Origin of the sequence: Actinoallomurus iriomotensis (assembly GCF_030269445.1) — a bacterium.
GTDB classification, from domain to species: Bacteria; Actinomycetota; Actinomycetes; order Streptosporangiales; family Streptosporangiaceae; genus Actinoallomurus; species Actinoallomurus iriomotensis.
Genome location: NZ_BSTJ01000009.1, coordinates 51,287 through 74,443 on the forward strand (window position 1 = coordinate 51,287; position 23,157 = coordinate 74,443).

30 protein-coding genes and 2 tRNA genes are annotated in these 23,157 nt (G+C 68.1%); 20 read left to right on the plus strand and 12 right to left on the minus strand.

Features of this window, described 5'->3' with window-relative positions; genetic code table 11:
* Positions 1-277: 277 nt before the first annotated feature.
* The 4 genes from gyrB to QSK37_RS32495 all read left to right on the plus strand — a co-directional run bounded on the left by gyrB (position 278) and on the right by QSK37_RS32495 (position 6,101).
* On the plus strand, positions 278-2,218 hold the full coding sequence (gyrB, locus tag QSK37_RS32480; RefSeq protein WP_285628975.1) for a DNA topoisomerase (ATP-hydrolyzing) subunit B: 1,941 nt from the start codon (positions 278-280) through the stop codon (positions 2,216-2,218).
* Positions 2,219-2,272: 54 nt separating this feature from the next.
* Entirely contained in the window at positions 2,273-4,789 is a 2,517-nt protein-coding gene (gyrA, locus tag QSK37_RS32485) for a DNA gyrase subunit A (RefSeq protein WP_285628978.1), read from the plus strand.
* Between the two features lie 49 nt (positions 4,790-4,838).
* Positions 4,839-5,915: a DUF3566 domain-containing protein gene (locus QSK37_RS32490; RefSeq protein ID WP_285628981.1), complete on the plus strand. Its 1,077-nt coding sequence runs from the start codon at positions 4,839-4,841 to the stop codon at positions 5,913-5,915.
* A gap of 109 nt (positions 5,916-6,024) precedes the next feature.
* Positions 6,025-6,101, plus strand: a tRNA-Ile gene (locus QSK37_RS32495).
* Here the strand turns inward: QSK37_RS32495 and QSK37_RS51860 are convergent.
* A complete protein-coding gene (locus tag QSK37_RS51860) occupies positions 6,080-6,331 on the minus strand; it encodes a tyrosine-type recombinase/integrase (protein WP_432705628.1) in 252 nt (83 codons plus the stop codon). The two genes, QSK37_RS32495 and QSK37_RS51860, sit on opposite strands and share 22 nt — an antisense overlap.
* Positions 6,332-7,026: 695 nt before the next feature.
* On the opposite strand from QSK37_RS51860, the gene QSK37_RS32500 reads away from it, so the two are divergent.
* Positions 7,027-7,869, plus strand: coding sequence for a hypothetical protein (locus QSK37_RS32500; protein WP_285628983.1), 843 nt, complete (start codon positions 7,027-7,029; stop codon positions 7,867-7,869).
* 741 nt (positions 7,870-8,610) lie between these two features.
* Positions 8,611-9,012, plus strand: a complete 402-nt coding sequence (locus QSK37_RS32505; RefSeq protein ID WP_285628986.1) for a hypothetical protein — start codon at positions 8,611-8,613, stop codon at positions 9,010-9,012.
* Positions 9,013-9,169: 157 nt separating this feature from the next.
* Here the strand turns inward: QSK37_RS32505 and QSK37_RS32510 are convergent, their stop codons facing one another.
* From QSK37_RS32510 to QSK37_RS32520, 3 genes are all read right to left on the minus strand, one after another.
* Entirely contained in the window at positions 9,170-9,343 is a 174-nt protein-coding gene (locus QSK37_RS32510) for a hydrophobic protein (RefSeq protein ID WP_285577350.1), read from the minus strand.
* 95 nt (positions 9,344-9,438) lie between these two features.
* Positions 9,439-9,849 (minus strand): RidA family protein, encoded by a 411-nt coding sequence (locus QSK37_RS32515; protein ID WP_285628989.1) that lies wholly within the window; start codon positions 9,847-9,849, stop codon positions 9,439-9,441.
* Positions 9,850-9,877: 28 nt separating this feature from the next.
* Positions 9,878-10,402: an XdhC family protein gene (locus tag QSK37_RS32520; protein WP_285628992.1), complete on the minus strand. Its 525-nt coding sequence runs from the start codon at positions 10,400-10,402 to the stop codon at positions 9,878-9,880.
* A 296-nt stretch (positions 10,403-10,698) separates the two neighbouring features.
* On the opposite strand from QSK37_RS32520, the gene QSK37_RS32525 reads away from it, so the two are divergent.
* Positions 10,699-10,818 (plus strand): DLW-39 family protein, encoded by a 120-nt coding sequence (locus tag QSK37_RS32525; protein ID WP_285577356.1) that lies wholly within the window; start codon positions 10,699-10,701, stop codon positions 10,816-10,818.
* A 40-nt stretch (positions 10,819-10,858) separates the two neighbouring features.
* Positions 10,859-11,572 (plus strand): HAD family hydrolase, encoded by a 714-nt coding sequence (locus QSK37_RS32530; RefSeq protein WP_285577358.1) that lies wholly within the window; start codon positions 10,859-10,861, stop codon positions 11,570-11,572.
* Positions 11,573-12,020: 448 nt separating this feature from the next.
* On the opposite strand, the gene QSK37_RS32535 is transcribed toward QSK37_RS32530, so the two are convergent.
* Positions 12,021-12,404: a helix-turn-helix domain-containing protein gene (locus tag QSK37_RS32535; protein WP_285628995.1), complete on the minus strand. Its 384-nt coding sequence runs from the start codon at positions 12,402-12,404 to the stop codon at positions 12,021-12,023.
* 156 nt (positions 12,405-12,560) lie between these two features.
* Here QSK37_RS32535 and QSK37_RS32540 point away from each other — a divergent pair, with 156 nt between their 5' ends.
* Positions 12,561-13,007 carry a helix-turn-helix domain-containing protein gene (locus QSK37_RS32540; protein WP_285628997.1) on the plus strand — a complete coding sequence of 149 codons (447 nt, stop codon included), beginning with the start codon at positions 12,561-12,563 and terminating at the stop codon, positions 13,005-13,007.
* A gap of 220 nt (positions 13,008-13,227) precedes the next feature.
* A tRNA-Ala gene (locus tag QSK37_RS32545) sits at positions 13,228-13,303 on the plus strand.
* Positions 13,304-13,484: 181 nt separating this feature from the next.
* Here the strand turns inward: QSK37_RS32545 and QSK37_RS32550 are convergent.
* Complete coding sequence (locus QSK37_RS32550) at positions 13,485-13,778, minus strand: DUF2283 domain-containing protein (protein WP_285629000.1); 294 nt, start codon at positions 13,776-13,778, stop codon at positions 13,485-13,487.
* A gap of 129 nt (positions 13,779-13,907) precedes the next feature.
* Here QSK37_RS32550 and QSK37_RS32555 point away from each other — a divergent pair, with 129 nt between their 5' ends.
* Genes QSK37_RS32555 through QSK37_RS32570 form a run of 4 tightly spaced genes read left to right on the plus strand, consistent with a single transcriptional unit; the run spans position 13,908 to position 16,381 of the window.
* Entirely contained in the window at positions 13,908-14,681 is a 774-nt protein-coding gene (locus QSK37_RS32555; RefSeq protein WP_285629002.1) for a class I SAM-dependent methyltransferase, read from the plus strand.
* Positions 14,672-15,166, plus strand: a complete 495-nt coding sequence (locus QSK37_RS32560) for a hypothetical protein (protein WP_285629004.1) — start codon at positions 14,672-14,674, stop codon at positions 15,164-15,166. Before QSK37_RS32555 ends, QSK37_RS32560 begins: the two co-directional genes overlap by 10 nt.
* Before the next feature lie 38 nt (positions 15,167-15,204).
* Positions 15,205-16,254 (plus strand): serine hydrolase domain-containing protein, encoded by a 1,050-nt coding sequence (locus tag QSK37_RS32565; protein ID WP_285629006.1) that lies wholly within the window; start codon positions 15,205-15,207, stop codon positions 16,252-16,254.
* Positions 16,241-16,381: a hypothetical protein gene (locus tag QSK37_RS32570; RefSeq protein ID WP_285629008.1), complete on the plus strand. Its 141-nt coding sequence runs from the start codon at positions 16,241-16,243 to the stop codon at positions 16,379-16,381. Before QSK37_RS32565 ends, QSK37_RS32570 begins: the two co-directional genes overlap by 14 nt.
* 8 nt (positions 16,382-16,389) lie before the next feature.
* Here QSK37_RS32570 and QSK37_RS32575 read toward each other — a convergent pair whose 3' ends face one another.
* Positions 16,390-16,875 carry a cell division protein SepF gene (locus tag QSK37_RS32575; RefSeq protein WP_285629010.1) on the minus strand — a complete coding sequence of 162 codons (486 nt, stop codon included), beginning with the start codon at positions 16,873-16,875 and terminating at the stop codon, positions 16,390-16,392.
* Between the two features lie 79 nt (positions 16,876-16,954).
* On the opposite strand from QSK37_RS32575, the gene QSK37_RS32580 reads away from it, so the two are divergent.
* The 3 genes from QSK37_RS32580 (at position 16,955) to QSK37_RS32590 (ending at position 18,321) form a co-directional block, all read left to right on the plus strand.
* The gene (locus tag QSK37_RS32580; RefSeq protein ID WP_285629012.1) at positions 16,955-17,197 is read left to right on the plus strand and encodes a S1 domain-containing protein; all 243 of its coding nucleotides are present in this window, start codon (positions 16,955-16,957) and stop codon (positions 17,195-17,197) included.
* Positions 17,198-17,286: 89 nt separating this feature from the next.
* Entirely contained in the window at positions 17,287-17,892 is a 606-nt protein-coding gene (locus tag QSK37_RS32585; RefSeq protein ID WP_285629016.1) for a cadmium resistance transporter, read from the plus strand.
* 48 nt (positions 17,893-17,940) lie between these two features.
* Positions 17,941-18,321, plus strand: coding sequence for a nuclear transport factor 2 family protein (locus QSK37_RS32590; RefSeq protein WP_285629018.1), 381 nt, complete (start codon positions 17,941-17,943; stop codon positions 18,319-18,321).
* Positions 18,322-18,360: 39 nt separating this feature from the next.
* Here QSK37_RS32590 and QSK37_RS32595 read toward each other — a convergent pair whose 3' ends face one another.
* From QSK37_RS32595 to QSK37_RS32615, 5 genes are all read right to left on the minus strand, one after another.
* Positions 18,361-18,744, minus strand: coding sequence for a VOC family protein (locus QSK37_RS32595; RefSeq protein WP_285629020.1), 384 nt, complete (start codon positions 18,742-18,744; stop codon positions 18,361-18,363).
* A gap of 9 nt (positions 18,745-18,753) precedes the next feature.
* Complete coding sequence (locus QSK37_RS32600; RefSeq protein ID WP_285629022.1) at positions 18,754-19,371, minus strand: hypothetical protein; 618 nt, start codon at positions 19,369-19,371, stop codon at positions 18,754-18,756.
* The gene (locus QSK37_RS32605) at positions 19,371-19,796 is read right to left on the minus strand and encodes a hypothetical protein (protein WP_285629024.1); all 426 of its coding nucleotides are present in this window, start codon (positions 19,794-19,796) and stop codon (positions 19,371-19,373) included. Before QSK37_RS32605 ends, QSK37_RS32600 begins: the two co-directional genes overlap by 1 nt.
* 34 nt (positions 19,797-19,830) lie before the next feature.
* Positions 19,831-20,262: a YbaB/EbfC family nucleoid-associated protein gene (locus QSK37_RS32610; protein WP_349498007.1), complete on the minus strand. Its 432-nt coding sequence runs from the start codon at positions 20,260-20,262 to the stop codon at positions 19,831-19,833.
* Between the two features lie 148 nt (positions 20,263-20,410).
* Positions 20,411-20,911 carry an FBP domain-containing protein gene (locus QSK37_RS32615; RefSeq protein ID WP_285629027.1) on the minus strand — a complete coding sequence of 167 codons (501 nt, stop codon included), beginning with the start codon at positions 20,909-20,911 and terminating at the stop codon, positions 20,411-20,413.
* Positions 20,912-21,072: 161 nt separating this feature from the next.
* Here QSK37_RS32615 and QSK37_RS32620 point away from each other — a divergent pair, with 161 nt between their 5' ends.
* The 3 genes from QSK37_RS32620 to QSK37_RS32630 are packed head-to-tail and all read left to right on the plus strand — an operon-like array spanning position 21,073 to position 22,845.
* A complete protein-coding gene (locus tag QSK37_RS32620; protein ID WP_285629029.1) occupies positions 21,073-21,486 on the plus strand; it encodes a YbaB/EbfC family nucleoid-associated protein in 414 nt (137 codons plus the stop codon).
* Between the two features lie 25 nt (positions 21,487-21,511).
* Complete coding sequence (locus QSK37_RS32625) at positions 21,512-21,841, plus strand: hypothetical protein (RefSeq protein ID WP_285629031.1); 330 nt, start codon at positions 21,512-21,514, stop codon at positions 21,839-21,841.
* Positions 21,838-22,845: a hypothetical protein gene (locus QSK37_RS32630; protein WP_285629033.1), complete on the plus strand. Its 1,008-nt coding sequence runs from the start codon at positions 21,838-21,840 to the stop codon at positions 22,843-22,845. Before QSK37_RS32625 ends, QSK37_RS32630 begins: the two co-directional genes overlap by 4 nt.
* Positions 22,846-23,157: the final 312 nt, after the last annotated feature.

Here is a 23,157-nt window from a genome sequence, read left to right on the forward strand (position 1 = left end):
ACCACTTGACAGCGGCGCGGAAGCCGGAAGCTCGACACGATTTCGCCGTCCGTACGCCGCGCGACCCCCCAGACCCAATAGGGGGATTCCCTAGGGGCCGGTTTCGAGGCTCACACGCGCTTACAACGCTCTTCATGGCCCAGACAGGGGGCTGGTCTGGATAGAATAGGAGCGGATACAGGACACGATCGCCGTTGCGGGCCGCCCGTGGATCGGGCGCCCCGCTTGTTGTACGGGGAGCTGCGCGGCGAGTGTCCTCCGGCAGGAGGATCTCCACTTGGCGTACGACGCTAGCTCGATCACTGTCCTAGAAGGCCTGGAGGCGGTCCGTAAGCGCCCCGGGATGTACATCGGTTCCACAGGCGAACGTGGTCTGCACCACCTCGTCTACGAGATCGTTGACAATTCGGTCGACGAGGCTCTCGCCGGATACGCCGACGCGATCACGGTGACACTGCTCGCCGACGGTGGTGTCCGCGTGACGGACAACGGCCGTGGCATCCCCGTGGGCGAGCATCCCGTCGAGAAGCGGCCGGCGATCGAACTCGTCCTCACGACACTGCACGCGGGCGGCAAGTTCGACAGCAAGTCCTACGCCGTCTCCGGCGGCCTGCACGGTGTCGGCTCCGCGGTGGTGAACGCACTGTCCACCCGGCTGGAGGCCGAGGTGCGGGTCGACGGCCACGTGTGGCGTCAGTCCTACACCTGGCAGGGTGCCGAGGGTCCGCTGGCCAAGGGCGAGGCGACCGACGAGACCGGCACCATCATCACCTTCTGGCCCGACGGGTCGATCTTCGAGACGCTCGAATGGAACTTCGAGACCCTCAGCCGGCGCATGCAGGAGATGGCCTTCCTCAACCGGGGGCTGTCGATCACGCTGACCGACGAGCGGCCCGAGCACATCAACGGCGAGCCCAAGACCGTCACGTATCACTACGAGGGCGGCATCGAGGACTTCGTCCGCTACCTCAACGCCAAGAAGGAAGCCGTCCACCAGTCGGTGATCGCCTTCAGCGACGAGACCGACGGCATGTCGGTCGAGGTCGCCATGCAGTGGAGCGGGTCCTACTCCGAGTCCGTCCACACCTTCGCCAACACGATCAACACGGCGGAGGGCGGCACCCACGAAGAGGGCTTCCGCGCCGCGCTGACAACTGTCGTCAACAAGTACGCGCGCGAGCAGAAGCTCCTGCGTGAGGGCAAGGACGACAACCTCGCCGGTGAGGACGTACGCGAGGGTCTGACCGCGATCATCTCGATCAAGCTGGCCGACCCGCAGTTCGAGGGCCAGACCAAGACCAAGCTCGGCAACACCGAGGCCAAGTCGTTCGTCCAGCGCGCGATGTACGAGAACCTGCGCGGCTGGCTCGACGCCAACCCCGGCGAGGCCAAAGAGGTCATCAACAAGGCCACGCAGGCGGCACGCGCGCGCATCGCCGCCCGTCAGGCCCGCGACCTGACCCGCCGCAAGAGCCTGCTGGAGTCGACCTCGCTGCCCGGCAAGCTGTCGGACTGCCAGTCGACCGACCCGGGCAAGTGCGAGATCTACGTCGTGGAGGGCGACTCGGCGGGCGGCTCGGCCAAGGGCGGCCGCAACCCGCAGTACCAGGCGATCCTCCCGATCCGCGGCAAGATCCTCAACGTGGAGAAGGCCCGCATCGACCGGGTCCTGAAGAACAACGAGGTCCAGGCGATGATCACCGCCCTGGGCACCGGCATCCACGACGAGTTCGACATCGAGAAGCTGCGGTATCACAAGATCATCCTGATGGCCGACGCCGACGTCGACGGCCAGCACATCCGCACGCTGCTGCTGACCCTGCTGTTCCGCTTCATGAAGCCCCTGGTCGAGGCCGGCCACGTCTACCTCGCCCAGCCGCCGCTCTACAAGATCAAGTGGGACGCCCGCGGTCAGGACTCCGACTACGCCTACTCCGACCGCGAGCGCGACGCAGTGATCGAGCAGGGCATCGCGGCGGGCAAGCGCGACCCGCGCCCTCGCGACGGCGTCCAGCGCTTCAAGGGTCTCGGCGAGATGAACGCCACGGAGCTGTGGGACACCACCATGGACCCGGAGAACCGCATCCTGCTGCAGGTCACCCTCGACGACGCCGCCCAGGCCGACGAGCTCTTCACCGTGCTCATGGGTGAAGACGTCGAGGCCCGGCGCTCGTTCATCCAGCGCAACGCCAAGGACGTGCGCTTCCTCGACATCTGACGGCGGCGCGGGTTCGCCCGCGCCCCGTACGCCACAAGCTGGAAGAGGTCTTTCGTGACGGACGTTACGCTGCCGCCCGACGGTCCACAGGATCGGGTAGAACCGGTCGACATCCAGGTCGAGATGCAGCGCAGCTACCTCGACTACGCGATGTCGGTCATCGTGTCCCGCGCGCTGCCCGAGGTCCGCGACGGCCTCAAGCCGGTGCACCGCCGCGTGCTGTACGCCATGTACGACGGCGGCTACCGCCCCGACCGCGGCTACTTCAAGTGCGCCCGCGTCGTCGGTGACGTCATGGGTAACTACCACCCGCACGGCGACAGCGCGATCTACGACGCGCTCGTGCGGCTGGCCCAGCCCTGGGCGCTGCGCTACCCGCTGGTCGACGGCAACGGCAACTTCGGCTCTCCGGGCAACGACCCGGCCGCGGCCATGCGGTACACCGAGTGCCGCATGGCGCCGCTGGCCATGGAGATGCTGCGCGACATCGAGAAGGAGACCGTCGACTTCTCGCCGAACTACGACGGTCGCTCGCAGGAGCCCGAGGTCCTGCCGAGTCGCTTCCCCAACCTGCTGGTCAACGGCTCGGCCGGCATCGCGGTCGGCATGGCGACCAACATCCCGCCGCACAACCTGCGCGAGGTGGCCGCCGGCGTCCAGTGGTACCTGGAGAACTACGAGTCCTCCGACGAGGAGCTGCTCGACGCGCTGATCGAGCGCATCAAGGGCCCCGACTTCCCCACCTACGGCCTGATCGTCGGCCGTCGGGGCATCGAGGAGGCCTACCGCACGGGCCGCGGCCTGATCACCATGCGGGCCGTCGTCGAGGTGGAGGAGATCCAGGGCCGCACCTGCCTGGTCGTCAGCGAACTCCCCTACCAGGTCAACCCGGACAACCTCGCCCTCAAGATCGCCGAGCAGGTCAAGGAAGGCAAGATCACCGGGGTCGCCGACGTCCGCGACGAGACCTCGGGCCGTACGGGCCAGCGGCTCGTGATCGTGCTCAAGCGCGACGCGGTCGCCAAGGTCGTCCTCAACAACCTCTACAAGCACACGCAGCTCCAGGAGACCTTCGGCGCGAACATGCTCGCGCTGGTCGACGGAGTGCCGCGCACGCTGCGCCTCGACCAGTTCGTCCGCTACTGGGTCGCCCACCAGATCGACGTCATCGTCCGGCGCACCCGGTTCCTGCTGCGCAAGGCCGAAGAACGCGCCCACATCCTGCGCGGGCTGCTCAAGGCGCTCGATCGCATCGACGAGGTCATCGCGTTGATCCGCCGGTCGCCGTCGGCGGCCGAGGCCCAGACCGGCCTGATGCAGCTCCTGGAGATCGACGAGATCCAGGCGCAGGCCATCCTCGACATGCAGCTCCGCAAGCTGGCCGCCCTGGAGCGTCAGCAGATCACCGACGAGTACGACAAGCTCATGGCGGAGATCGCGGACTACAACGACATCCTCGCCTCGCCCGAGCGGCAGCGCACGATCGTCGGCGAGGAGCTCGGCGCGATCGTGGACAAGTTCGGCGACGAGCGCCGTACGCAGATCATCCCCTTCGACGGCGACGTGTCCATGGAGGACCTCATCGCCGAAGAGGACGTCGTCGTCACGATCACCCGCGGCGGATACGCCAAGCGCACCAAGACCGACCTTTACCGGGAGCAGAAGCGCGGCGGCAAGGGTGTACGCGGGGCGCAGCTCAAGCAGGACGACATCGTCGACCACTTCTTCGTCACCACGACGCACCACTGGATCCTGTTCTTCACGAACAAGGGCCGCGTCTACCGGGCGAAGGCGTACGAACTGCCCGAGGCCGGCCGCGACGGGCGCGGCCAGCACGTCGCGAACCTCCTGGCGTTCCAGCCGGACGAGCAGATCGCCGAGGTCATGGACCTGCGCGACTACGGCGTCGCGCCGTACCTCGTCCTGGGCACCAAGCAGGGCCGGGTCAAGAAGACCTCCCTGTCGGCGTACGACTCGCCGCGTTCGGCCGGTCTGATCGCGATCAACCTAGAAGAGGGCGACGAGGTGATCGCCGCGCGGCTGGTCTTCCCCGAGGAAGACCTGCTCATGGTCAGCAGCGGCGCCCAGGCCATCCGCTTCCCCGCCCGCGACGACGTGCTGCGGCCCATGGGCCGGGCCACCGCGGGTGTGATCGGCATGCGTTTCGACGACGGCCAGGAAGTTCTCGACATGCACGTCGTCCGCGAGGGCGAGGATGTGCTGGTCGCGACGGAGGGCGGGTACGCCAAGCGCACCCCCGCGGACCAGTACCCCCTCCATGGTCGTGGGGGTAAGGGCGTTCTGACCGCTAAGATCGTTGAAACCCGCGGCCGGTTGGTGGGCGCTCTCATGGTCAGGCCTGACGATGAGGTCTATGCCATCACCGCGAGTGGCGGCGTAATCCGTACGCGAGCCTCCGGTGTCAAACAGTCTGGACGCTCGACCATGGGGGTACGTCTAATGAACCTCGCCGATGGTGACAGCGTCGTAGCCATCGCGAGGAACGTAGAGTCCATCGAGGACGCGGACGCAGAGCCGGACACAGGGTCCGGGGAAGGGAGCGACGCGTGAGTGACCTGGGCGTGCACCAGGCGATGCGTCGCTTTCCCGGGGAGGTCATATGACGGCCAACGCCGGCAAGGGCGCAGACGGCAAGCCCGGCCAGCGCTCGACGGGGTCGGATGCCAAGGGCGGCCGCACGCGTAAGAAGGCGAGCGCCGCCAAGCAGCCGAGCGACGAGGTGACCGTTCGGACGGATGCCAAGGACGACACCGACGGCTCCGCGTCGGACGAGGCGGAGAAGACGGTCATCGACAAGGCGGGCAAGAACAACGAGGAGACCGTACGCGACGTCACTCCGCCCGAGCCGGAGACCGACAACGACGCGACGGTGATCGACGCCCTCCCCTCCTCGTCTTCCTCTGCGTCTGAGGATGAGAGCAACCGGACGGCGACGTTCGGGCTGCCGAAAGACGGCGCGTCGGACCGGGCGAAGAAGGACGGTTCGGGCACGAGCAAGCGGGCGATCGAGCCGTCGAGTCGGGACGACGCCGGGAAGAAACCGCAGGAAAGTGGGGAGTCCTTGCCGACTTCGGGTAGGGGCGCGGGCATGGGATCAACGACGCCCCGAAGTTATGGCAGCGACAGGGGGGCCGGTACGCCGTCGTACTCGTCGAGCGGCTCTCTGTCGTCCGCGGCCATGCCGGGCGGCGGTCCGGGCACCGGCTCTGACGCCGGCGCCGCGGCGATCGAGGCCGGTTCACGGACCGGCAAGCTGACCGGAGCGCTGCGCAAATCGGACAAGCCCGGCCGCAAGGCACCGCGGAAGGCGCACCTCCAGGTGGCCCGGTTCGAGCCGTGGTCAGTGATGAAGTTCAGCTTCATCATGTCGCTGGTGTGCTTCCTGGTGCTGTTCGTCGCCGTCGCGGTCCTGTACGTGATCCTGTCGTGGCTGGGCGTCTTCGACGCGCTGTCCGGCACGATCCGCGACCTGACCTCCAACGACCAGGGCAAGAGCGGTAGCCTCAACCCGGCGAGCTGGTTCTCGGCGGCACGAATCCTCGGCTACACCGCCCTGATCGGCACGCTGAACGTCCTCCTCATCACGGCCCTGGCCACGGTTTGGTCGGTGATCTACAACATGGCCGCCGATCTGGTCGGCGGCGTCGAGGTCACCCTCAAGGAGGCCGATCAGTAGTCGCGACTGCGCACCGCCGGGAGGACCAAACGATTACCGGTTTGGGGTGCCGATCGGGTACTGTTTCTCGACGTCGCCTCTTGGTCTTCCCGACCGGGAGCAGCTGCACGGGCCTATAGCTCAGTCGGTTAGAGCGCATCCCTGATAAGGATGAGGCCGGTGGTTCAAGTCCACCTAGGCCCACCATGGTCAAAGCCCCCATCGGATATCCGGTGGGGGCTTTTGACGGCAACGGCTGGCTTTCCGAGTCCCTCGCGGTGACCGGCGTTGTCGCCGTGCGTATAGATCTCCAGCGTCACGGAGATGCGCGTGTGGCCGAGGATCTCTTTCGCATCACTCGGCGGAACACCGAGCCTCTTGAGCAGTGACGCCGTCGCATGCCGGAGGTCATGCAGTCCTGCCTCCGGCAGGGTCAGTGGTTGGGGTGGAAGCCCGGCGGGGGTGGTACTTCGGGTAGCACTCCGGGCCTACCCGGCCCGCTCCGAGTTGGGGCCAGCCGTGCTCATCTTGACCGCGCCGGGGAGGGTCACGATGAACTGCGGCTTCCAGCAGTCAGACTCCTCGATACCGAGCTCGGCTCCACACTCAGAACAGATGCGGTTCGGTCCGTCGAGCCCCGAAGGCCCGCAGCAACCGGTCAGCCGCTTTGCGTCAGGATGGCGCACTGAACCCGTTACGTCCCTGGGGTGCAGAACGAAGCCGCCGTTCCAGGACGGTTTGTAGGTGCCCGCCGCTACCAAAGGCCGGCTGCATTGTGCGTCAGCTGCTGCCCGCGCAAAGCCCCCATGCGGACGCAGGTGCAGCGCACGGCCATATGACAGCAATGGTGACAGCAACAGAGGCAGACATCCTCGGATCACCACGGCTGCCGACGGACGGAGCGGCCTCGGCCATAGCCTGATCACTCGGATCATGATCGAACTGATGAGGATGAGGCCGGTGGTTCAGGTCCACCCAGGCCCACGTGCTGGCCTCGGCTACTCGCCGACCCTTTGGGTCGGCTTCGCCGGGGCCTTCTGTGTTGGCCCAGGGGGCGACCCCCTGGAACCCCCGATGCCGGGCTTCGCCCGGCTGGTCCAAGGCTCGGCCGTCCCGTCCTCGCTGACACAGCTTGCTCCTGGGGCTCAGGACCGCCTGGTGGAAGCATGGCGGGATGTCTGAGATACCCGCGCTGGTGTTCACGCGGTGGCCGCTTGTGTCCGCCGGTGCCGCCGACTGGCTGGTGGACCTCGCCGGTGATGGTCTCACCGGATTCATGCCGCCGCCGCTACCCGACGCGGCATGGGTGCTCAATGCCATGTACGAACACGAGAACGGCCCGACCGATGTGTCCTACGACGAGTACCACCGGGACGGCCTGGACGCCGGGCGCACCGAGCCTCACATCGCCGGGAACATCGATCTCGATTCCATGGGGATCATCACCGGAGGGGGCTTGGGCCGTAATGAGCACCCCGGTCCCGGTTGGCGTCGGCTGCGCTGGACGGAACTCGCGCAGCGCAGCGGCGACCCGGTGGTGCCCGACGGGTCGCTGCCCTCCTACCGCTGCTTCCCCTCTGCCCGCAAGGACGGCAGCTGGCCGATCGGCATCCATCCGCCGACGGAGGGCAGCCTGGACCGCGAGACCTGGAATCGACTGATCGCACTTCTCACCGCGCACGCGCCGGCCGGCGCGGACACCCGATGTCTGGCTTACTACAACCCGCTCATGCTCGGAGCCATCGACTTCGAGAACCTGCACATACGTGCCGGCCGACTCGGCGACGCCGAGATCCTCTATGACAACCCCGACACCGACTTCAGCCCGTCCAACCTCTGGGCGGAAGACCATTCATGGGTCCTCTGTACCGACTACGACCTGTGGGCCACCAAAGTCGCGGGCCCCGGGCCGCTCGTCGAGGCCCTCGTGACCGACACCGAGATCGAGGCGGTACGGCTGCCCTGGGCACCTTGAGCAGCACCCGAGCGAGACGACCTCCGATCAAGTCCGCCGGCCGCGACCGCCCCCGATGCCGGCATCGCCCATGCGTACGCCCGCAGGACCCGTCCCTGCGATACTGCTCGCGTGATCGTCAGGCTCGCCCTTGAGCGAGACGCGCCGGGCTTCGTGGGGCTGGCGGCACAGGTCGAGCACTGGTTCGGTCCCATGATCGGTGATCCTGGTTTCCACGCCGCCGTCCACAAGCACGTCCGCCGGGAGACGGCCCTCGTCGCGGTGTCCTCCAACCGGACCGAACTCCTGGGCGGGCTGCTCATGGGCGCCAAGCCCCCGAAGTACCACGTGCACTGGCTCGTCGTCTCCGAACACGCACGCGCCAGGGCATCGGCCGGGCTCTGCTCGCGGACGCGTTCCGCCGATTCGTCCACAGCCCCGCCACGGTCGAAGTCGTCACCTTCGGCCCCGACCATCCCGGAGCGGTCGTCGGCGGCGCTCGTGCCTTCTACGAACGACTCGGCTTCACCCCGGCGGAGCCCGCGGACCCGGGCCCTGAGGGCGGCTCGCGCCAGGTCTACCGCAGGACCGTCTGATGCGGCCTCTCGGCCGTGGCTGCTACCTTCCAGGACCGCCGAACGGCTCCCGCGCGGTAAGCGTCGTGGACGGACCTCGGGAGTTGTCCACAGGCTGTGGATTTCTCTCGACGTCCAGGGCCGTGGCGTGGTGAACTCTCGGAGCGGTTGGAGGGTCTCCATCGATATGTACTCGCTCGTGGTGCGGTGGCCGGGTGTGGTGTCGGTCGTGGCGTGGGCGGCGATGCTCGTCGTGGCACTGGTCTTCGTCGGGTCACGCGGGAACGTGGGCACGCACGCGTGGCTGACCGTCGTCGTCTTCGTTCTGGTGCTCTGTGGCGCCGCCGCGGCCTGGTACCTGGCCTACCGGGCACTCCCGGGCGGCAGACCCCCTGAGAGCGTCGTACGGCTCCTGTACGCGGCCGTCCTGGCCGCCTTCCTCCTCGCGGGTCTCCTGGTCGAGTTCGGGGCGGCCCTGTTCGTCCTGTGGATCGCGTACGCGGCGAGCGTCGCTCAGGTCGGCTGGTACACCGGGCATCTGCGGGGCGAGCTCGCGGCGATGATTTCCAGAGAAATGCCGAACGGATAGTTTCATGTGGCGCCCGGGGCGGTCGCCCTAACCGATACGGGGGCGTTAATTCGCATACCGGAGGGTGTCGCATTTACTCCGGGAAACGGATGAACGCGCCGCCGTCGCATGGCCGCGGCGACGACGCGTTCTTGTGTTCTTGGTGCGTCGCGCCGGGCTACCAGCGATACCAGCGGCTGCGCGGGCCGCCGGCCGTCCCCGGTCCGCGGAAGACGAAGCCGAGCAGCCAGAGCACCAGTACGGCGAGGGCGATCCACCACAGGACGTGTACCGCGAAACCCACGCCGCCGAGGATGAGGGCGAGCAGGAGAACCGCAATAACAATACCCATTTGACGTCTCCCTTCCGCACTAATTCATCCCCGCCGGTCAGAGAAATGAACCTGTGCGTCGCCGAATGGGGTGATCCTTTCCGCTCGCCGGTTGATTACCGTACGGCCGAATCAGGGCGCAGGGCCACCGCTTCCAGTTCGACGAGCTGATCGGTGTACCCGAGGACGGTCACGCCCAGCAGGGTGCTGGGCACGTCGTGCTCGCCGAAGGCCGTGCGGATCTCCTCCCAGGCGGTGGTCAGGTCCGTACGGCGCGCCGAGGCCACGTACACGGTCGTCTTGAGCACGTCACCCAGGTCGGCGCCCGCGGCGGCCAGAGCGGTCGTGAGGTTCGCGACGCACGCGCGCGCCTGGGCCCGTACGTCGCCGGGGCCGATCGTCGCCCCGCTCTCATCCAGCGGGCATGCGCCCGCGGTGAAGATCAGAGCTCCCGGTGGGGCGACGGCGGCGTAGGCGTACTCGACTCCGCCGTACAGATCGGCGGAACGGATGAGCTGGACGGTCATGTCCTGCAGCGTACGGGCGGCGCCGCGGTCAGAACTCGAAGCCGCCGGGGCGTCCGTTGCGGTCCGCGATCAGGCCGGCGAGCGTCGCGAGGGCGATCTCCGGCGGCGTACGCGAGCCGATGTTCAGACCCACCGGCCGGTGCACGCGGGCGATCTCCTCCCCGGACACGCCGAGATCGGTGAGCGCCTGGACGTGCGGGCCCTGGTGGCGGGGGTTGCCCATCACGCCGATCCAGCGGACCGGGTGAGCGAGCAGGTCGCGGAGCACGGGGCCGAGCTCGGGGCGGTGGTGGTCGGTGACCACGACATCGGCGGTGCCGTCGAGCCCGTCCGGCGGCGTGGTGACGACCGGGACGTCCGGTGCGGCTCCGGCCGCGCGGTCCGCGTCGGGCTCCAGGAGGACACCGCGATATCCCAGGTCGGCGCCGTACCTCAGAAGGAACTCGGCGACCGGAGAGCCGAACACCGCGACGAGCGTACGATCGGCGGTCTCGCTCGGTGCCTCGCCGTGGGCGACCGCGCACGATGGGTCATGCTCATGGATCTGCGCCATGTCGCCAGTCTGTCATCGCCTTCGTCCGGGCGAACGGTTGTCCACAGGTCTGTGGACAACCGTGTGGGGAGGGGCGGGAGGCCCGACACGGCCGTGGTCGGAGAGCCGGGAGTTATCCACAGGTGTGGACGAACGAGTGTTCGTGCCGTCCTCGCCGCCGCGACTCATGTGCCGCCCTACGTTGGACAACGCCGACAATCTCATGATCGATAGCGTGCGGGGGGAAGCCACCCGGCACACGCCAACGGTTGCTAGGCTGCGAGACGCACTGTCAGTCAGTTTGAAGGGGTCCCACCGTGAAGAAACTCATCGTTCTCGCGCTGGTCGCCCTCGGTGGTTTCGCGGTTTGGCGCCGGCTGCAGCAGGACCGGGCCGAGCTCGACCTGTGGACCGAGGCGACGTCGGCGGACAACTGAGACACGACTTTGATACCGGCGGGGAGCATGGAGGGCGTGCGTGGACGACAGAGCGCGGATCACGCTCGCCTGCCTTGACCTCGCCGGTACGAGCGTGGCCGACGGCGGCGTGGTCGAGAAGGCCTTCGCCGAGGCGCTGGCCACGCAAGGAGTCGTCCCCGGCACCGGGGCATATACCGGATCGATGACCCGCGTGCGCGAGGCACGGGGGCAGTCGAAGCTTGCCGTCTTCCGGCAGATCTTCTCCGACGACGACCGCGCTCGGGCCGCCAACCACGCGTTCGAGTGCGCGTACGACTCCGTCATCGACCGGGTCGGCCTGACGCCGATCCCCGGTGCCGAGGCCGCCATGGACAAGCTCGCCGACGCGGGTGTCCGCGTGTGCCTGATGACGGGCTTCGGCCGCGCCACCTTGGGCCGCGTCATCGACACTCTGGGTTGGTGGAAACGCGCCGACCTGCTGATCTGCCCGGACGACGCCGGCGGCCGCGGCCGTCCGTACCCGGACATGATCCTCACCGCGGCGCTGCGCCTCCAGGTCGAGGACGTCCGTCACATCGCGGTCTGCGGCGACACGGCGAACGACATCCTGAGCGGCCACCGCGCCGGCGCGTCGATCGTCGCCGGCGTTCTCACCGGTGCCCATGACCGCACCCGGCTGGAGCAGGCGGGCGCGACGCATGTCCTGGAGAACGTCACCGACCTCCCGGACGTCATCTTCCGTACGACCGCCGCGATCCCGGCACCGAGATAGGCCCGACGAACGGGCCGCGGCTCATCCGTCCACGGACGCGCCTGTGTCCGGAGATGTTCCGATGTTCGCGAGCGGCAATGACCAGGCGGGGTTTTTCGGTACGGTCATCCCGCATCACCACCGCTTGTCCTCCGGTCGGATCGGGCCTGGCCGACCGAAAAGGATGGTCGGCCAGTCGATCCTCGTGAAGGATCGGCCGTCCGATCGGCCCCCGCCGTGCGGGTGGCCATAGGAAGGTGATGCCGATGGCCGGAAGACATCGGCGATCGGAGCCGAACAGCGAGTGGTGGCTCATCGTGAAGCTGCTGCTCGAATGGCTGCTCGGCGACGGCCCTGGCCCCCGCTTCTGACGGGAAGCAGAGACCAGGACCGCTAGCGGGGCCCTCGCGTCGCGCCCTGGAAAGGTGGCGCGGGGGCCTCCCCAATCAGTGAGCCGGACGTTAACGACCTATTGGGTCAAGTCGCGTTCGCGCCGATTGGGCACTGACCAAACCGTACCGCGCGAAGGAGCGGGCGGAGGCGGGAGCGGCCGACCTGCCGCTTGGGCGCCGACCGGCGCCATCCTCCGTGAGCGGTATCCCTCTTCGGCCGGCTCAGGCTGCCGCTTGCGCTCCAGGACGACGCGCGGGCAGTTCAGGGCGGCGGCGAGCTTGCCGATCATGCGTGGGGTCGCGTTGCGGGTGCCGTTCTCGATCTCGGTGATGAGCGTGCGGGACACGCCGCACAGCCTCGCCACCTGCTCCTGGGTCAACCCCGCGTTGTCCCGCGCGTACTTCACAGCGGCCGGCTCGTGGTCCAGCGGCTGCTTAGGCGGCTTACGGGTGTGTCGCATGGAGGTGACAGTAGTGCGACGTGTTGCGACGGGTCAACAGGTCGCACTAGATCGCTGCGGGCGAGTGTCGCACTGCGGGGGCTCGGGATACGTGAACGCGCAGGTACTCGATGGACAGTGGACCGGTTAGTGCGACCGTGTGCGACCATGTGCGGCATGAGTGAGCGACCGCCGCAACGCCCTGAGGGCGAGCTGATCGAGCGCGCTCAGAAACTCTCTGGGCTCTCCCAGCGCAAGGCGGCACCTCGCGCCGGCATCAGCGAGAACCGGTGGCGCAACATCGTCAGCGGCTACCAGACCGTCAGCGCAGGCGTCTACGCCCCGGTCACGGGCCCGCCCGACACCGTCGCCCGAATGGCGCGCGCCGTCGGCGTCACGGCCGAACAGCTCGACCAGGCCGGCCGTGAGGACGCCGCCGAGGAGCTACGGAGACTGGGCCCGCTCGAAGAGACGGACGCGGCCGGCACCACCGTCGCGGAGCTGGCGCAACGGCTCGCCCGACAGGAGAAGATCACGGCCCAGCTCGTCGAGGAGACCGCCGAACTGCGCCGACGACTGACAGAGATCACCGGCAAGGACCCGTTCACCCCCCGTGCCGGATGAGATCCGAGTCCAAGGGGCCTGCCACAAGGCGGCCCGAAACCGCCGTCGTAACGACGGGGGACGGCGCGCCGACAGCGAGTGGCACTGCCTGTAGGAAGCCGACCAGACCGCGTCGACTCTCCGACCAGACCACGGCCATCGCCCCAGGCACCGAGATTGCCTGCCACCCGGGGTCGCCACGGCACGGCGAGTTCCCGGTAGGCTGTAGCACGTTTCACGAGGGGCCTTAGCTCAGTTGGCAGAGCGCCTGCTTTGCAAGCAGGAAGTCAGGGGTTCAAATCCCCTAGGCTCCACCAGCCAAGACGCCCCCGCCCTGATCATGGACGGGGGCGTGCGGGCCACTAACGGGCCATTAGACCGGGACGAGAGCACTCGCGGCACCGTCGTCGTCGCTGTCCGGCCGCTCTAAGCGCGGGCTCGATTCCCGTCGCAACACACTGGGACCGGTTGAGGAAGGAATGCCAGGCTGGATTCTTCCTACTGGTCTTCGGTCTCGGCTTGATCCTGACGGAGTATCGCCTCCAACAGCGCTGACGGTAGATGCCGGCGGGCACCGAGGATCTCCAAGCCAAGAACGTGCGCGTCGTGATCGATGTCCAGGTTGAACATGCCCTCGCGGGGATCGAACGGCACGATCCGTTCCGAAGCGTCGGACGTGCCGGGATGTTGGAGGTAGATGTACGCCGCATCGGCATCGCTGTCGTAGGTGACCACCAGCGGAACGCGTGCTTCCTTGTACACGCCATCAGACTGGCACAGCACCGAAGCCATCCGCGGACCGTGCAGACGCGCCAGGCGTGACGGATCGGCCGAGCGCGCCCGAGTAGCGGCGCCGCAACTGCCCGCATCGAACCGACTTGAGTTGTTGCTCCGTCTGACGACTGTTTCTAGTCTCCGAACATGACGGTTCCCGGATACGACGAACTGGTCGTTGCCGCTATGGCCGCTCCGAGCGAGGGATGGGACTTCGAATGGGTGGCCGGGCGCTGCGAGGGCTCGGAGCCGTCATGGTCGTACCGCGATCTCGCTCGCGCACACGTCGCCGGCACCGATCGGTTGCTGGACATGGATACCGGCGGTGGTGAACTGCTGGCTTCGCTCGGGCCATTGCCTCCTCGCACGTGGGCCACAGAAGGCTGGCCACCCAACATTTCCGTGGCTCGCCGTCGCCTGGAACCCCTGGGCGTCACCGTCGTTCCGGTACCCGACAAGGACCGGCTGCCATTACCGGATGCGTCGGTCGGTTTGGTCTTGAATCGCCACGGAAGCCTGGCGGCGCACGAGGTCAGGCGAGTGCTGCGCCCTGGTGGAGTTCTGCTGACGCAGCAAGTCGGTAGCGAGGACTGCGCGGATCTCAACGAGGCCCTGGGGGCATCACCCGCGCATGCCCCCGATAGCTGGACGCTCCGTACGGCGAGTAAGGAGCTGTCCGCGGCCGGACTTCGGCTGACACTGATGCGCGAGGAGCATCCCGTGCTCACCTTTTACGACATCGGCGCCGTCATCTATCACCTGCGTATGGTGGCCTGGCAAATCCCCGACTTCAGCGTCGAGCGCTACGACGCCTCACTGCGCCGCCTCCACCAGCGGATCAGTGCCGAAGGCCGCATCAACGTTCACGCTCACCGATTTCTGATAGCCGCTGAACGGCCGATCCCTAGCGCATGTGCCTGAGTATGGCTGCCATGAGTTGGTCCGCGACGATCTTGCCCCTGGTCGGCGTTGCCGTCGGAGCCGCCAGCACTCTCACCGGTCAGTACCTCACCACCAGGGTCGCCGCGCGCCGGGAGGAACGCGAGCAGTCGACCGCCGAGCGGACCGAGAGAAAAGAAGCGATCCTGGCTTTCCTCTCCGCCGCTCAAAGCGTGGAGCTACTTCTGGACCGACGTTCCGATCACCGTTCGCCTGATGACGCCGAGATCTGGGACCGGCTTCATGGCCTCTGGCTGGCCAAGAAGGCCTGCGAACTCGTGTGCTCGCCGCAACTCGCCCAGGCCGCACACGACTACACCGTCTCCCTGCATGACCTGCTTCGCGATCGGAACCCCACCGAACAGCCCGCCGTGAAGCGGGAGCTGAGATACGCACTCATGGAGGCAGCCCGTACGGAGCTGGGCGTCACCGGCGATCCCCTGAGACGCGGCCTCAAATCCGTATAGCGCCGTCGTAAGGTGTTGGCGAGCGGCGGGAGGCGGATGTGGAGACCGGCCTTGGCGATCGTCTGGACGAGGTGCTCTCCGCCGGTCGCGCGGCGGGGCTGCACGGTCTCGTGGTCCTGCGCGACGGCCGCCCGGTCCTCGAACGCTACGGGGCGGGCGAGGACTTCTCGTGGAACGAACCGCTGGGGCGGGTCACGTTCGGGCCCGACGTGCTGCACGACATCCGTTCGGTCACCAAGAGCATCGTCGCTCTGCTGTACGGGATCGCCCTCGCCGACGGCCTGGTGCCAGAGCCGGCCGAGCCGCTGCTGAGCCGGTTCCCCGAGTACGCCGACCTCGCCGAGGACGGCCGGCGTGCCTCCATCACCGTCGAGCACGCGCTGACGATGACCCTCGGCCTCGAGTGGAACGAGAACGTGCCCTACACCAGCGAGGCCAACAGCGAGATCGCGATGGAGTCGGCCCCGGACCGGCACCGGTTCGCGCTCGACCGGCCGATCGTCAAGGAGCCGGGAAAGCGCTGGCGGTACAACGGCGGCGCCTCGGCTCTCATCGGCCGGCTGGTCGTCAAGGGGACGGGTGTGCCACTGCCGGACTTCGCGCGTGAGGCGCTCTTCGGGCCGCTCGGGATATCCACGTTCGCGTGGATGACCGGCGCCGATGGTGTGGCGTCCGCGGCATCGGGCCTGCGGCTGACACCTCGCGACCTGGCCCGGATCGGCCAGGCGGTGCTCGACGACGACGGCCGCGTCATCCCGGCCGCCTGGCTGCGCGCGGCGCTGCGCCCGCACGTGCGGATCGCGGAAGACTTCGACTACGGCTATCAGTGGTACCTGGGCACGTTCCCGTCGACGGGCGTCCGCTGGGCCGGTGGCATGGGGAACGGCGGACAGCGCCTCTACGTGCTGCCGGACCTGGGAGTCGTCGTCGCCATCACCGCGGGCGAGACTACGACTCCGCCGACCAGGCGGCCACACCGTCGATCGTCATGGACGACGTGGTGCTGGCAGGTGGCCGGTGAAACTGACGTCGACGCAGGTCGCGCAGATCCGGGTCTGGCGTGTGGACCAGGAGATGACCTGGCGTGAGGTGGCGCGGGCCGCGGCCGACGCCTGGGGTTCCGATCACGGCGGCAACCAGCGCGTCGGCGAGGAGCTGTGCCGCGCGGCCGCCCTCGCTCTGGGCGAGGACCCCAACGCGGAGCCCTGGAACTGAGCGAGCCTTCAGGCGGACTCCGTGTCGCCCTCCCCGGTGGCCAGACCGGCGGGGACCAGCATGAAGACCTTGGGGCTGAGGCGTTCCATGTCTCCGCCGCGGGCGCAGATGAGGCCTGCGGCGAAGTCCACGAGTTGCCTGCCCTCGTCGTCCGTCATGGCCGTCAGGTCCATCACGACCGGAATGCCCTGGCGGAAGTAGTGCCCGACGTACAACACCTCGTTGTAGTCGCGCGGCCGCAGCTTCTTCACGATGCCCGTCGTACTGCTCGGCGTGGCCGGCTCCGCGGGGACCAGCATGAACACCTTGGGGCTGAGGCGCTGCATGTCCCCGCCGCGGGCGCAGATGAGGCCTGCGGCGAAGTCCACGAGCTGCCGGGCCTCCTCGTCCGTCATGGCCGTCAGGTCCATCACGACCAGTACGCCCTTGCAGAAGTAGTGCCCCACTTGCCGGACGTCGTTGTAGCCGCGGGGGCGCAGTCTCTCGACGATCACACCGCCAGTCTCCCTCAGCCGACCGGGGCGGCAAAGAGACTCGCGCGTACGGGAGCCGAAGCGAGGCTATCCTGCGGCTGTGGCCTCCGCTGAGCATCGCACCGGTGAGACGGACGCGGTCGTCCGTGAATGGCGGGCCGAAGACGGTTGGGGCGTGCTGGACTCCGCCGAGACCCCGGGCGGCTGCTGGGCGCACTTCAGCCACATCGCCGCGGACGGCTACCGCGAGCTGCACGCCGGGCAGCGTGTCCGCCTCGAATGGGAGTCACCGGGACAGGACGGCTATGACTTCCGCGCCGTCCTCGTCGTCCCCCGGCGCTGAGGGGCCGCGCGACCGCGGCTGATTCGGCACGCTGACCTGCGCAGACGCTGACCTTCCGCTGGGCCGCCGACGGATAGATTGGTCCGGCCATGGCAGGGATCGGGGGAACCATCGCTCGCGCCGCGGGGATGTTCGCGGGGACCAACGTTGACGACATCATCGTCCTCACCGTCTTCTTCCTGACCTCACGGGCCGGTCGCGGACCCAGGGCGTGGCAGATCTGGGCCGGGCAGTACCTCGGAATCGCGGTGCTGGTGCTGGTCTCGCTCGCGGCGGCGCTGGGGCTAACGTTCATTCCGGACAACTGGGGTGGGCTGCTCGGCCTGGTCCCGTTCGTCCTCGGCGTCCGGGGCCTCGTGATGACCGTCAGAGCCGGGAACCGCGGAGAGGAACGCGCACCTCCCGTCGTCACCGGGCTGATGCCGGTGGCCTGGGTGACGATCGCCAACGGCGCGGACAACGTCTCCGTCTACACCCCCGTGTTCCGGAGCATCGACGCCGGCTCGACCATCGTGACCGTCGTGGTCTTCGCCGTCGGTGTCGCCGTGTGGTGCCTGGCCGGCTCCTGGCTCGGCTCCCACAAGAAGATCGTGGATGTCGTCAGGCGGTACGGGCAGTGGATCGTCCCGGCCGTGTTCATCGTCATCGGCACGGTCATCGTCGTCGCGTCCGGCGTCCTCACCGAGCTCTGGTGAGCGAAGCCCGTTCCGCGTGACACCGGCGGACCGGACATAATCGCGGTCATGGATCCTGTCGAGGCGCGGAAGTTCGTGGACGGCTGGCTGGCGGCGTGGAACGCGCATGACCTGGACGCCCTCCTGGCCCACTTCGCGGACGACGTGACGTTCCGTTCGCCGGTCGCGGCGCAGCTTCTCGGCGGCGACGGGGTCATCCGGGGCAAGGAGGCGCTGCGCGCCTACTGGTCGGAGGGCCTGCGGCGCATCCCCGACCTGCGGTTCGAGGTCGTGGGCACCTATGTCGGTGTCGACTGCCTGGTCATCAACTACCGCAACCAGAAGGGCGGCCTGGTCAACGAGGTGCTGATCTTCGCCGGCCCGCTGGTGGTCGACGGGTACGGCGCCTACCTCGGCGACGACGAGAACCCCGCCGGCGCGACGCGCTGACCGGCACGCCCGCCGAAGCCGGCCGCAAGGGCGTTGGCGTCAGCCGACGGACGCGGCTGAGGCGGTGACGACGCAGAACGGATGTCCCGCCGGGTCGAGCAGCACCCGGAACCTCTCGCCGCCCGGCTGTACGTCGGCCAGAGCGGCGCCGAGGCCGAGGAGACGCTCCTCGGCCTCGGCCAGGTCGTCGACCGCGAAGTCCAGGTGCAGCCGGCGGGCCGCCCGCGGGTCGGGCCACGGGGCGGCTTCGGGGTTCGCGACCCGCTGGAAGTCGAGGCGTACTTCGCCGTCGCGGACGAGCACCACGAAGTCGTCATTGGTGGAGTGCAGTTCGCCGCCCAGAAAGGACCGGTAGAACCGCGCGAGACCCATCGGGTCCGGGCAGTCGACGGTGACGGCGAACAGGCGCGGAACGATGCCCATCCGAGGAGGCTACCCGTCGTTCAGCTTGTCGCCCGTCTTCTCCGTGTCCGAGGTGAAGCGCTTGGCGATGTCGTCGTAGAGCTTGGCCTCCTGCTTCATGATCGCCACGCTGTTGGCCATGGTCCCGTGGAATTGGTCAACATTGAGCTGGTCGTACAGGTCGAAATTTTCGATCAGCGCCACCGCGCGTTTGTGGATCGCGCCGTCGTCGGACCAGGGCAGCCACGCCCATTTCTCGTTGTCGTCGAGTTCCTTCTTCAGATCCGACAGGCTCTCGATCGCGGCGTTCTTGTACGCGATGAGGGCCGCGTTCATGGCGAGGAGTGCCGCCGACACCCGCTTGAACGACATGGTGAGGTCCTGGACGTTGCGGACGGGGACATCGCGCCAGTAATCCGCGAACGCGTCGATCGCGGGTCCCTCGTTGTTCTGGAGCGCCGCCTTGATCGCCGGTTCCGGGTTGAGCCCGTTCAGCTCATTCGCGACCTCTTCACCGCCCCAGTGGTCGCCGCTGACCTTGTAGTTCCGCTCGTCGTCGGTCGGCCAGCGGAACTTCATCGTGCCGTCCGAGGTCCAGCGCTTCACCAGGCCCGCCAGGTCACCCGGCAGGGTGATCTCGTCCGCCATCAGCCGTCTCGATTCTGGGTCTTGTCCAACGTCTTGAAGACGGCGGTGACATTGTCGTCCTCGACGTGCTTGGCGCTCCACGCCATCCGGTCCAGGCCGTAGCCCCCATAGCCTGCCTGCTGGACGGTGGCGCGCACGGCCTTCTGGGATGAGTCGTACACCGTCTGGAAAGTGGTGAAGAAGTCCTTCGTCAGGAAGACCTCCCACGACTCCGGCTTGAAGTCGTCGAGGGTCTGGTACTCCATCGTGTCCGGGTTCTTCATCATCAGCAACGACATGGTCTCGTGTGGGGGCAGGGTCGTCGATGCAGGCCACGAACCGTATTGGCTCCCGCCCGCCTCGTGATATTGCGCCTGCGCCTCGTTGGTCGCGTAGCTTATGTTCTCCGCCGCGTCCGTCAATGACTTCTGGTCGTACTTCGGCATGTGAATACCGACCTCTCTCGCCGGGGCGGTCGACTTATCGGGTGCTCAGCAGGCCGGCCATCAGGCGATTGATCTCCTCCATGCGAAGGGAGTACTCCGCCTGGATCTCTTCCAGCCTGGCGCGCAGCCGCTCTTTCGAGGCCGGCGCCGGGTCCTGCGCGGCGAGGCGGCCGAACCAGTCGCGCTGCGCCTCGCGTACCGCCTCCCGGGTCAGTTCCTCGATCGCCTGCGCGCCCTTTCGCAGCGCTCGCGGATTGATCGCCACGGCGTCGACGAGGCCGTCGGTGCCGATCGTGACCGTCACACTCTCGTCCTTGGAAGACCCGCGCCCGGTGTGGGGGGAATCAGCGGCGGCCGGCCCGCCCGGCCATGCCGTATCGCCCGATTCCGACGTGACACCCCGTCCCCGGGGACGACTGCGAGTGACATCCATGAACAGCACCATTCTCCTCGTACGAGGGGGCATGAGCGCCCGATTAGTCACGACCGAAAAAACGCTTCGAGACTAACAGGAATGGCGGGAAACGCGCCGCTTCTTGTGATAAGTCAGCGCGGCGATGATTGGCCGGGGAGAGCACGCATTACGGAGTTCTCCGAGGCCGGCGAGCGAGAGCTCAGGAGCCGAGCACCCGGTCGACGAACGAGGCGAGGTTGCCCATGGTGCGGGCGACCTTGGCCTCCAGGGAAAGGTCCTCCTCGTACCGCGCGCCGAGGCCCGTGTCCTTCTTGCCGCGGACGTACAGCGAGCAGGCCAGGTCGGCGCACATGTAGGCGCCGACCGTGTTGCCCTGCCGCCCGGCCGCACCGGCCCGGGGCGCGGCCAGCAGGCACACGCCCGTGCCCGGGTGGGCGGTGACACAGAACGAGCACACGGTGGTCTTGGTGAAGCTTCGGTGCACCCCCTGCGGTGCACGCAGGGTGACGCCGACCAGCCGGCCGCCGTGCTCGACCACGATGTACCCGCGGTCGGGCGCACCGGGGTCGCGCCAGCCCAGGAAGTCCAGGTCGGCCCAGGGCTGATCGGACAGCGGCTTGGGCAGGTTGATGCGCTTCGTCTCGCTCTTGGAGCAGTTGACGAAGGAGGCGCGGATGTCCTTCTCTTCCAGAGTTTCCATGATGACCGCAAGGTAACAGCGGGTGGGGGCGTACGTCGTCCGAATATCTCCTGGTCACCGCCGTCTCGGCACACGAAGGGCCGTAACGGGAACTTAACGCGTCGGTTCCTCTCGGGGAACGGACCGTGAATAGCGTGCGGCCAGTGATCACAGGAGGGCGCATGGACGACACGACGGGAGGTGAGTCCCGGATCGAGGACCTGGTCACGACGATCACCCGGCGGAACGCCGCCCTGCGGGAGGCGCAGGCGCGCATGAGCGAACTGCGCGGCGTGGGGCGGGCCGCCGCCGAGCGGGTGACGGTCGAGGTCGATCGGTTCGGCGCGCTCACGGGACTGCGGATCGACCCCCGGGCGATGCGGCTGGGGTCCGAGGCGCTCGCCGAGGCGATCCTCGGCGCCGCCGAGCAGGGCCTACGGGACGTACGGGCGCGGGCCGACGAGGTGATGCGCCCCCTCATCGCCGAGCTGGCGGCCGCGAACGCGCAGGCCATGGCCGGTGTCGACCTCGGTGGGCAGGACCTCGACGACGTGCTCGCCGCGCTACGCGACATCCGGCACGACCTGCGCATGTGACCCCCGACACCCGAACGGAGAGCCGATGCACATCGATCACGCCGAACTCGAAGACGCGTCGCGAAGGTTCGTGGATGAGGACGGTGACCTCGCGTCTGCGATCAACTACCTCTTCGGGAAGATCGACGACCTGGGCGACGTCTACGGCGACGACGACGCGGGTCGGGAGGCCCGGCAGGGGTTCGCCAGGGCGCGCCGGCACCTCGCCGAGTACTCCGGCGCCCTGTGCGGCGCGTACGGGACGGTCGGCGTCAACCTCGCCCTCATGAGCGGTGACGTCCGCGCGGCGGACTGGAACGGCATCGCGGCCCTGCCGGCGGTCGACCTGGCGAGCGTGCCCCGGTTCGGCTCGTGACGCCGGAGCAGGTCCTGCTCTGGGTCGCGGGTGTACAGCTGCCCAAGGCGGACAGCGACGGCGCCCGGACGATGGCCGGCTACTACCGGGACATCGCGGACGCCGTCGACCGGAGCGGCACGGCGATGGAGAAGGTCGTCGGCCAGGTCAAGAGCCACAACGACGGTGACGGGCCCGCCGCGTTCGAGCGGTACTGGGGCGGGTCGGCGGCCACCGGAGCGGTCGCTCCGTCCGCCTATCCGGCCGACGTCTCGGCGTACGCCCGAAGGGTCGCCGATTCGCTCGAGCAGTTCGCCAAGGTCAACGACGAGATACGCGCGGCGCTGTGGGTGCTGGCGATCCAGCTGTACGCCAACATCGTCTTCACCATCTGCTACGGCTGGCTGACCGGCGTTCTGGAGGCCCGGCTGCTGACGCTGATCGGGCAGGCCCGCTGGTACGGCAGGATCCGCAACAGTCTCGTCCAGCTGCTCGTCAAGCGGGTGATCTACGCCCTGGCCGACAGTGTCGCGTACGCGGGCGGGCAGCAGGCCCTCCAACTCGGCATCTACGGCACCAGCCTGGCCGCCGGTGTCGACCGCGACACGCTCACGAAGGTGGCCGGCTACGACCCTCTGTCGGTCCGGGCGAACGCCGTTCAGCTCGCCGACGGGTTCGTCGGCAACATGGCCTACGACGGCGTCGCCGACGCCCTGCCCGGGCTGAACCCCACGTCGAGGTACCGGCAGGTGTTCGGCAGGTACTTCCTGCGCCGGCCGGGCGTCACGGGAGCGCTCGGCGGCCTGACGACCCGCATGGCGGCCTCGAACGCCTACACGTACGCGAGCAACGTCACCGACTCCTACCTCGAGGGCGACGGCGACGGGTGGACCAAGCCGCCCACGCTCCAGCAGGAGGCCGCCAAGCTGTTCATCCACGTGCCGCGGATCTACGTGAAGTATCCGCTGCGGTGGAAGAACTGGCCGAACATCAGCGGCCAGACCGCCGGCCCCGGCACCCCCTGAGTCTCACCGGGCATGACCCGGGAGCCGTAAGAGGGCGAAGCGGCGGGTGGGTCCAGCCCCCCTCTGCTGCGAAACCCGCTCAGCCAGTCGGTTGCGCGGCCCGCTGGCTCGTACGCCCGCTCTTACCTGAGGCTCGGCTTGCCCCCTTATCCGTTACGTGCCCATTTCAGCGCTCTACCCGATAGCGCAGATGGGAGGCGGCTGCGGGTGATCAGCCCGGCCGGGACGGGGCGAGGTCCGTCAAGGCGTGCGAAGCCGCGAGCATGGAGAGGAGAATTAGGCGACGATGTCCCCCAGCGTCCTCGTCGGCTG